Origin of the sequence: Streptomyces sp. TM32, from assembly GCF_004122755.1 — a bacterium.
Taxonomy (GTDB): domain Bacteria; phylum Actinomycetota; class Actinomycetes; order Streptomycetales; family Streptomycetaceae; genus Streptomyces; species Streptomyces sioyaensis.
The window spans coordinates 1-8517 of record NZ_SDIG01000227.1 but is presented as its reverse complement, the minus strand read 5'-3'; the positions used below and the strand labels follow the sequence as shown (position 1 = coordinate 8517).

Here is an 8517-nt window from a genome sequence, read left to right as displayed (position 1 = left end):
CCTCCCCCACCCCCTCCGCCGAAGCCGACGCCGACGCCGACTCCGACCCCGCCAGCTGGTTGAGCGCCGCGGCGGTCAGTGCCTCCACGCCCATGGTGAGGGTCGGGCGGACGACCGGTACGAAGTGCGGGGAGTGGTTGGACGGGATGTCCTGCGCCAGCCGGCCGGCGGCCAGCGCCGTATGGAACTCCTCCGGGTCCCAGCCGCCCAGCCACCAGTAGTAGAGCGGGGCCCCGGCGGCGGTCGCCAGCAGTCCGGCGTCCTCGCTGCCGGTGGCCGGTTCGTACGGGAACAGCCGCTGTGCGCCGAAGAGTTCGGTGAAGGCGTCGTTGACCTGCCGCAGCGTCGTGGAGTCGTTGACGGTGACGGGGAAGGTGTCCAGGACCACGGTCTCGGGGGCGCGGTCCGCGCCGGAGGCGGCGGCCTCGGCCCGGGCTATGCGGTCGACGGCGGCCAGCACGGCGGTGCGCACCGCGTCGTCGAAGGTGCGGATGCTGAGCCGGACGACGGCCCGGTCGGGGATGACGTTGGCGGAGTCCCCGGCGTGGAAGGAGCCGACGGTGACCACCGCCCGGTCCTTCGGCGCGACCTCGCGGGCCACCACGGACTGCACCCGCTGGACGAAGGACGCGGCCATCAGGATCGGGTCGACGGTGGTCTCGGGCCGCGAGCCATGGCCGCCGGTGCCGTGGAAGGTGATCTCCAGAGTGTCGGCGGCCGCCATACAGGGGCCCGGGCAGTAGGCGATCAGCCCGGCGGCGAGCGGGGCGACATGCTGGGCCAGCACCACCTCGGGGGTGGGGATCAGGCCCTTGCTGTAGAGCCCGGCGTCGATCATGGCGCGGGCGCCGCCGCCGACCTCCTCGGCGGGCTGGAAGAGCGCGATCAGCGTGCCGGACCAGCGGTCGCGACCCGCCGCGAGCAGATCGGCGGCGCCCAGCAGACACGCCACATGGACGTCGTGCCCACAGGCGTGCATCCGGCCGGGGACCGTGGAGGCGTAGTCCAGACCGGAGTTCTCGGCGACGGGCAGCGCGTCCATGTCGGCGCGCAGCAGGACCACGGGGCCCGGCCCGTTGCGCAGCACGCCGACGACGCCGGTCCCGGCGATGCCGGTGGTGACGTCATAGCCGGACGCGGTCAGCCGGCGGGCGGCCTCGGCGGCCGTGCGGGTCTCCTGGAAGCCGAGTTCGGGATGCCGGTGCAGGTCCTCGTAGAGGGCCACGAGGTCGGCAAGGCGGTCGCCGAGCGGGGCCAGGACGGCTTCGGCCGGGGTGGCGGCCAGGACGGTGGCGGCCGGTACGGAGTCGTTGCGGTGCTCGGCGTCATCGTTCGGGCTGGTCGTGCCTGTCGTGTCGCGCTCGCTCATATGCGCATTCGACCATGAACGGCCGCGCCGCATCGAGAGCGGATCCCTGGCATCCCCCGGATCCGTCCCCTAGGGCCCCAGGCCGACCGCCAAGACCCGGCCACCCCACGCTGCCCTGGCCGGACTTCGCGGTTGACCCGGAGCCCGCCCGTGACACCGCAGCGCGCGGCTGCAACCGTGGATCACCCCCTGCGACCGGGACCAGCAAGCCCAAGCCGCTGACTGGAGGCTGACGTTGGCCACTTCCCCCGACCGAACGACCGGCGAGCCCCGCGACCTCACGGCTCACCTGATGGACCAGGCCATGGGCCATCTCTTCTCCGCCGCCCTGCGCACCGCGGCGCAGCACCGTATCGCCGACCACCTCGCCGAGGGCCCACGCACCGCCGAGCAGCTGGCCGCCGCCACCGGCACCCACGCCCCGCACCTGCGCCGCGTCCTGCGCTACCTCGCCACCCGCGGCATCTTCCGGGAGGACACCGCGGGGGCCTTCCAGCTGACGCCCACCGCCGCCCTGCTGCGGACCGGTGTCCCCGACTCGCTGCACGACGGGGTCATGATGATGACCGACGACCTCTTCCGGCGGACCTCGGCCGATCTGCCCGAGGCGGTACAGGAGGGCGGCACCTCCTTCGAGCGGCTCTACGGGGCGCCCCTCTTCACCTATCTGCAGTCGGAGCCGGACACCCGCCGGCTCTTCGACGACGGGATGTCGTCGCTGTCCGCAGCGGTCGACGAGGCGGTGGCGGCGGTCTATCCGTTCCCCGCGACCGGCGCCACGGTCGTGGACGTCGGCGGCGGACGCGGCGGACTGCTGCGCGCCGTGCTGCGCCGCCATCCACAACTGACCGGAGTGCTCTTCGACCAGGCACCGCCGCTCGCCCACCACCTCCTGGACGGCGACGAGGTGAAGGGTCGCTGGCGCGTCCAGGAGGGCGACTTCTTCGCGTCCGTACCGGAGGGCGGGGACGTCTACGTCCTCAAGCAGGTCCTGCACGACTGGCCGGACGAGGACTGTCGGCGCATCCTGCGCAGCTGCCACCGGGCGATGGCGGCCGGCAGCCGGCTGCTGGTCATCGACTCCGTACTGCCGCCGGGCAACGCGCCGCACTTCGGCAAGACCCTGGACGTGGCGATGATGGCCGTGGTCGACGGGCAGGAGCGCACCGCGGAGGAGTTCGCGACCCTGCTGTCGGCCGAGGGGTTCCGGCTGACCCGGGTACTGCCGACCTCGGCCTTCCCCTCGATCGTGGACGCGGTCGCCGAGTAGCCGCCGCCCCCGCGCGCGACACGCCGCCGCCCGCTCCCCTCGTTGGCGGTGCGGCCCGCCCGCGCTGTACTGAGGGCGGCCGGTCCGGCCGACGAGAGGAGCCGAGGTGGTGCCGGTCCCCATGCGGGCACGCCGACGCGACGAGGAACATCGCGCCGCCACCCCGCTGGAGCTCTTGTTCGACCTGTGTTTCGTCGTGGCCATCGCCCAGGCGGGCCGACAGCTGGCGGAGGCGCTGGCCGAGGGGCATCCGGGGCACGGCCTCGCCGGTTACCTGATGCTCTTCTTCGCCATCTGGTGGGCCTGGATGAACTTCAGCTGGTTCGCCTCGGCGTACGACACCGACGACCCGCTCTATCGCGTGGTGACGCTGGTCCAGATGGCCGGGGTGCTGATCCTGGCCGCCGGCGTGCCGCGGGCCTTCGCCGAGAGCGACTTCACCCTCGTGTGGTGCGGGTACCTGGTGATGCGGCTGGCAATGGTCACCCAGTGGTTGCGGGCCGCGTACGGCAGCCGGGGCGCCGAGCGGCGCGCCGCGCTCTCCTACGCCCTGGGGGTGACGGTGTGCCAGGTCGGCTGGCTGGGGCTGCTGCTCCTGCCGAAGGCGGCCGTGCCCGTGGTGTTCGTGGTCGTGGGGGCGCTGGAGCTGGCCGTCCCCGGTCTGGCCGAGCGGGGCTGGCGGACGAGCTGGCATGCCCGTCACATCGCGGAGCGCTACGGCCTGTTCACCATCATCGTGCTGGGCGAGACGATCGCGGCGGCCACGCTCGCCGTGCAGGCGGCGCTGGACGAGCACCACGCGCCGGGCAGTCTGCTGCCGATCGCGGGCGGCGGACTGCTGCTGGTCTTCGCCGCGTACTGGATCTATTTCGCGGTGCCCGTCCACCGCCATCTGCGCACGAACCGTCAGGCGTTCCTGTGGGGCTACGGCCACTACCTCGTGTTCGGCTCGGCGGCCGCGATCGGCGCGGGCATCGAGGTCGCGGTGCGGGAGCCGGTCGGCAGGACGGACCTGTCGGCGTATCAGGCGGCCGCGTGCGTCACGGTGCCGGGCGCGCTGTTCCTGTGCACGGTGTGGCTGATCCACTCCCGGCACCACAAGCGCGGCGCGGCCCAGCAGCTGGTGCTGCCGGTGTCGGCGCTGCTGGTCCTGGCGTGCACCTTCGCCGGGCGCGCCGCGGTGCCGGCCGCGGGCCTGGTGGCCGCCGCGACCGTCGCGGCGGGCGTCCAGCTCACGCCCCGTCAGGACACCGCACCGGCGGAGTAGCCGGGGCCGGAACGCCCCGCCCCGTCACCCGTCTCGGGGAGCGTGCCGTCACCGATCTCCGGGAGGTTCCCCGGACCCGCCCCCGCAGTGGCCTCCCTCGGCGCGCCATGCCGCTCCGCCATAAGCGTGCCGAACGGCCGTACAGCCCTGTTCCCGCCCTGATCCTGCATCAGATCGAGCCATCTTCGTCCCCCGGCCGGGCGAGGCCCCGCCACCAGCGCGGTCCGCCGCCCCGGCCGCAGCCCGGCTCGTCGAGTGCCCGTCAATTACCCACCAATGGACCCCACTTCCCGCCGCTTCGCTCTCGTGTTCCCCGGGGGGCGCCTGAGCCAGCGGAGGCGCACCGATGCTGAAGCGGTAGGGTGCAGATTGCCCTTTTTATGACAGGGAGTGCCCCTGTGAAGAACTACGGAAAGCCCCGGGGCAGCCCGCTGTCCGTACTTGAGGAGACGCCAGCCATGGCACGCCACGCTCAGTGCCGCGCGCGGACGAGACTGTCCCGGCGCAGCAAGGCCGTGAGCGGTCTCGCCCTCTCCACCCTGGTAGGCACCGCCCTGTGGGCGTGGCCGGCCTCGGGGGACGACCACAATGGCGGGACCGACGCCAAGAGCACCACGTCCACGACTGCTTCCGGCCCGGACACGCCACGTACTCCCGCGGCCGCGCCGAAAACCGCCCCGAACGCCGCACCGAACGGTCCCGCCGGGCGGCAGATCCCCGGCCTCAGCGAAGCCGCCAGGAAGCGGGTACCGGCCAATTCCCGACAGGTTCTGGTCGTCACGGGCAAGGGCATGGACTCCTTCGAGTCCCGTGTCGTCCTCTACACCCGCGAGGAGGGGTCGGACGACTGGGCACCGGGCCCCGTCTGGGGCGCGCACAACGCCGCCCACGGCTGGACCGACGACCACCGCTACGGCGATCTGCGCTCCCCCATCGGTGTGTTCTCGCTCACCGACGCGGGCGGCCGGCTTGCCGCCCCCGAGGGCACCCGGCTCCCCTACGACCGCAACAACGGCTTCGTCGCCGACGGCACGGGGGTGGACGGCGAGCCGCTGGCCGGCGCCTTCGACTACGTCATCGCCATCAACTACAACCGGGAGCCCGGCACCTCCCCCATGGACAAGAAGCGTCCGTGGGGCGACGCCAAGGGCGGCGGGGTGTGGCTGCACGTCGACCACGACGGCCCCACCCAGGGCTGTGTGAGCCTCAAGCCCGCGGTGATGCGGGAACTGCTGCGCACCCTCGACCCCGACCTGCACCCGGTCGTCGTGATGGGACCGGCCCATTACTGAGCAGCCACCAGGCGCGCCGCACGCCACGGGACCGCGGGACGCCCTGACCGACGTCCTCGGCCTCCGGGTCGGCCATGCCGAGCGGACCGGCGACGGGTACCTGACCGGCACCACCGTCGTGCTGGCCCCCGACGGCGGCGCCGTCGCGGCCGTCGAGGTCCGCGGCGGCGGGCCCGGCACCCGGGAGACCGACGCGCTGGACCCGCGCAACCTCGTCCAGCGCATCGACGCGGTCGTCCTGACCGGCGGCAGCGCCTTCGGTCTTGACGCCGCGTCCGGGGTCGTCGCCTGGCTGGAGGAACAGGGCCGTGGCTTCCGCGTCGGCCCCGACCCCGCACAGGTCGTCCCGGTCGTGCCGGCCGCGGCCCTGTTCGACCTGGGGCGCGGCGGCGACTGGCGGGCCCGCCCGGACGCCGCGCTGGGCCGGGCCGCGGTCACGGCCGCGGCGCTCACCGGACCCGGCTCCCCGGTCGCCGAGGGCAACACGGGCGCCGGCACGGGCGCGGTGGCCGGCGGCTTCAAGGGCGGCACCGGCACCGCGAGCGCGGTCCTGCCGTCGGGCACCACCGTCGCCGCGCTGGCCGCCGTCAACGCCGTGGGCTCCGTCGCCGACCCGCGCACCGGCGCCCTTTACGGCCGGCTGTACGAGGGACGTACCGGCCGTCCCGACCCCGAGGTGCACGCGGCCGCGCTGCGCCGGCTGGCCGAGGCCGGGGAGATATCGGCGGCCCGCTCGGCGGCGTCCGTCCACCCGCCCCTCCACACCACCCTCGCGGTGGTCGCCACCGACGCCGCCCTGACCCGCGCCCAGGCCCAGAAACTCGCCGGCTGCGCACACGACGGGCTGGCCCGCGCCGTCCGCCCGGTGCATCTGCTGTCCGACGGCGACACGGTCTTCGCCCTGTCCACCGCCGCCCGTCCGCTCGCTTCCGAAGCGGCCCTCGCCGACACCGCCTTCGGCATCCACGCGGAGGCCGGCGCCCTCAACGAGATCCTGGCCGCCGGCGCGGACGTGGTCTGCCGCGCCGTGGTCCGGGCCGCCCTGGCAGCAACGACGGTGGACGGCCCCGGCGGCCTCTTCCCCGCGTACCGCGATCTCTACGGGGCGGATTGACGGGGGATCGGCCGCTCACTCGTACCGGTGAACGGCCTCGGGCCGCGCCACCACAGACCGCCGCGGCCGGCCGGTCAGACCCCCACCGCCCCCAGCACCGACCCCGCCGCATACGTCACGGCCATCGCCAGCGCCCCGCCCCCGACGTTCCGCAGCACCGCGCGGCCCACCGGTGCGGCGCCCAGCCGGGCGCTGCTCCAGCCGCACAGTGCCAGCGCCACCAGTACCGCCACCACCGTGATCCACAGCCGTTGCCCGGCCGGCGGCAGCACGATCGCCAGCAGCGGCAGCAGCGCCCCCACCGTGAACGCCAGGAAGCTCGCGCCCGCCGCGTGCCAGGGGTTGGTGAGCTGGTCGGGGTCGATGCCCAGCTCCACCTCTGCATGGGCGCGCAGCGCATCGTGCTCGGTGAGCTGCTCGGCGACCTCCCGGGCCAGCTGGCCGTCCAGCCCCTTGCCCTCCAACAGCTCCGTCAGCTCGACGAGTTCCGCCTGCGGCTCACTCGCCAGCTCCCGCTTCTCCAGCGCCAGCGCGGCCTTCTCCGAGTCCCGCTGGGTGGAGACCGACACGTACTCACCGGCCGCCATCGACATGGATCCGGCCAGCAGCCCCGCCAGCCCCGCCGTCAGCAGCGCGGCCCGTTCATCGGTGGCGCCGGCGACCCCGACGACCAGTCCGGCGGTGGACACGATGCCGTCGTTGGCGCCGAGGACCGCGGCCCGCAGCCAGTTGAGCCGGCTGCCGAGTCCGCCGCCGTGCGCCTCGTCGTGCTCCGGTGTCTGCACAGTCACCGGCAGAGCCTCTCATCCGTACCGGCCGTGGTCCCGCTCGACGCCCCCGCATCGTGGCGAATTGGCCGGTGGTAGAAACGGCGTTATGCCCGCACCGCCCCCCTCCCCGTCTCCCCGGCACCCGCCGCCCACGCTCGTCCAGCCGGCTCCTCCCGAGCCCGCACCACGCCGCCGGCTGTGGTGGCACCGGCTGATATTGGGGCTGTGGTACCGGCCGGTGGAGGTGCTGGACGAGGCGCGGGACCGCAGCGCCTGGAGCGCGGCCATACTGCTGTCGCTGATCAGCGGCGCCATCGGGGTGGTGTCGATGGACGCCTTCCACACCCAGTGGGCCGTCGACCGCGCCGCGGCACTCCAGCTCGTCGGGCTGGCCGAGGCGGGGGTGCTGACCGCCAGCCTCGCCCTGGGCGCGGTCGCCCACGCCATCGCCCGCACGCTCGGTGGCATAGGCCGCTTCGCGCCGACCGCGAGCCTGTTCATCGTCCTGTTCTGGGTGACGGATCTGCCGCGGCTGGCGATCGCCGCCTGGCTGCCGACCGACGCCACCTTCGTGCAGGCGGCGACCTGGACGACCTGGGGCTTCGGCTATCTCCTCGCGGTGCTGCTCATACGGGGCCAGCACCATCTGTCGACGTGGAAGTCGACGGCAGCCGTCTCGGTGCAGATGCTGACCGCACTGGCCCTGCTGCGGCTGGGCCCGGGGCGCTGAGCCCGTCCCGGGGGCCCGGCCGCCGGCTCAACTGCGGCTGGTCAACTGCCGTACGAGCCCCTCGAACGCGGTGCGCTCGGCGTCGCTGAGCTGCACGCACTCCGAGGGCGGCCCGGGCGGACCGGTCTGCCGCGGCACCGAACCGAGCAGCTCCGGCCGGCCGGGCAGTGCCTCGGGGCCGGGCCGTGCGAACCGCCCGCGCGGCGCGTACCGGGCCCGCATCTCCTGCTGGTCGCGCCACAGGGCCGCCTCGTACCGGCCCCGGCGCAGCATTCTGGTCAGCCCGACGGTCCAGACGACGGCCAGCGCGAAAAGCACGCCGAGGCCGATCTGCTGCACAATCGAGACGGGGAGCATGCGGTCCTCCCGGAGGGGTACGGCGCTGGGCTCACGCCAGTAGACACCACACCTCAGGACTTCCGACAGGGGGTCTTGGGACTTAAGTCCCGAAGTGACGCATCTCCTATGGCATTTCGCTACATTTCCGGCTCGACACCTTCTTGCGGCGGCCCAAGACGCCACCCTGGCAGGAACCGCCCCGCCCCGTTGGACATGCCGGAGACTTCCCCCGGCGCAGCGCACCCCCGGACGATGGCGGCACCTCGTCCGCGACATGAGGAGAACGCACCGTGCCGCAGCCGCCCCGGCCGCCCGCCGACGCCGCCCCGCAGCCCCCTGCCGGCGGCCGGGGCGGCTGCGGCACGG

8 protein-coding genes are annotated in these 8517 nt (G+C 74.0%); 5 read left to right on the top strand and 3 right to left on the bottom strand.

Annotation, left to right across the window (positions count from 1 at the left end; translation table 11 throughout):
- On the bottom strand, positions 1-1369 hold a 1369-nt coding region (locus EST92_RS29535; protein ID WP_254069128.1), incomplete at its 3' end, for an amidohydrolase.
- A gap of 235 nt (positions 1370-1604) precedes the next feature.
- Between EST92_RS29535 and EST92_RS29530 the strand changes: the two genes are divergently transcribed.
- The 4 genes from EST92_RS29530 to EST92_RS29515 all read left to right on the top strand — a co-directional run bounded on the left by EST92_RS29530 (position 1605) and on the right by EST92_RS29515 (position 6312).
- On the top strand, positions 1605-2639 hold the full coding sequence (locus tag EST92_RS29530; protein WP_129283761.1) for a methyltransferase: 1035 nt from the start codon (positions 1605-1607) through the stop codon (positions 2637-2639).
- Between the two features lie 121 nt (positions 2640-2760).
- Complete coding sequence (locus tag EST92_RS29525; protein ID WP_343283815.1) at positions 2761-3906, top strand: low temperature requirement protein A; 1146 nt, start codon at positions 2761-2763, stop codon at positions 3904-3906.
- Between the two features lie 458 nt (positions 3907-4364).
- A complete protein-coding gene (locus EST92_RS29520) occupies positions 4365-5198 on the top strand; it encodes a L,D-transpeptidase family protein (protein ID WP_129283760.1) in 834 nt (277 codons plus the stop codon).
- Entirely contained in the window at positions 5191-6312 is a 1122-nt protein-coding gene (locus tag EST92_RS29515) for a P1 family peptidase (protein ID WP_129283759.1), read from the top strand. Before EST92_RS29520 ends, EST92_RS29515 begins: the two co-directional genes overlap by 8 nt.
- Positions 6313-6386: 74 nt before the next feature.
- Here EST92_RS29515 and EST92_RS29510 read toward each other — a convergent pair whose 3' ends face one another.
- Complete coding sequence (locus EST92_RS29510) at positions 6387-7103, bottom strand: VIT family protein (RefSeq protein ID WP_129283758.1); 717 nt, start codon at positions 7101-7103, stop codon at positions 6387-6389.
- An 85-nt stretch (positions 7104-7188) separates the two neighbouring features.
- Here EST92_RS29510 and EST92_RS29505 point away from each other — a divergent pair, with 85 nt between their 5' ends.
- Entirely contained in the window at positions 7189-7812 is a 624-nt protein-coding gene (locus EST92_RS29505) for a YIP1 family protein (protein ID WP_254069126.1), read from the top strand.
- A 27-nt stretch (positions 7813-7839) separates the two neighbouring features.
- Here EST92_RS29505 and EST92_RS29500 read toward each other — a convergent pair whose 3' ends face one another.
- The gene (locus EST92_RS29500) at positions 7840-8169 is read right to left on the bottom strand and encodes a hypothetical protein (RefSeq protein WP_129283757.1); all 330 of its coding nucleotides are present in this window, start codon (positions 8167-8169) and stop codon (positions 7840-7842) included.
- Between the last annotated feature and the right edge of the window lie 348 nt (positions 8170-8517).

Bases quoted from the DNA above. Each gene is read 5' to 3' on its own strand.
- EST92_RS29525 (WP_343283815.1), top strand. From the start codon at position 2,761: ATGCGGGCACGCCGACGCGACGAGGAACATCGCGCCGCCACCCCGCTG.
- EST92_RS29520 (WP_129283760.1), top strand. From the start codon at position 4,365: ATGGCACGCCACGCTCAGTGCCGCGCGCGGACGAGACTGTCCCGGCGC.
- EST92_RS29505 (WP_254069126.1), top strand. From the start codon at position 7,189: ATGCCCGCACCGCCCCCCTCCCCGTCTCCCCGGCACCCGCCGCCCACG.
- EST92_RS29500 (WP_129283757.1), bottom strand. From the start codon at position 8,169: ATGCTCCCCGTCTCGATTGTGCAGCAGATCGGCCTCGGCGTGCTTTTC.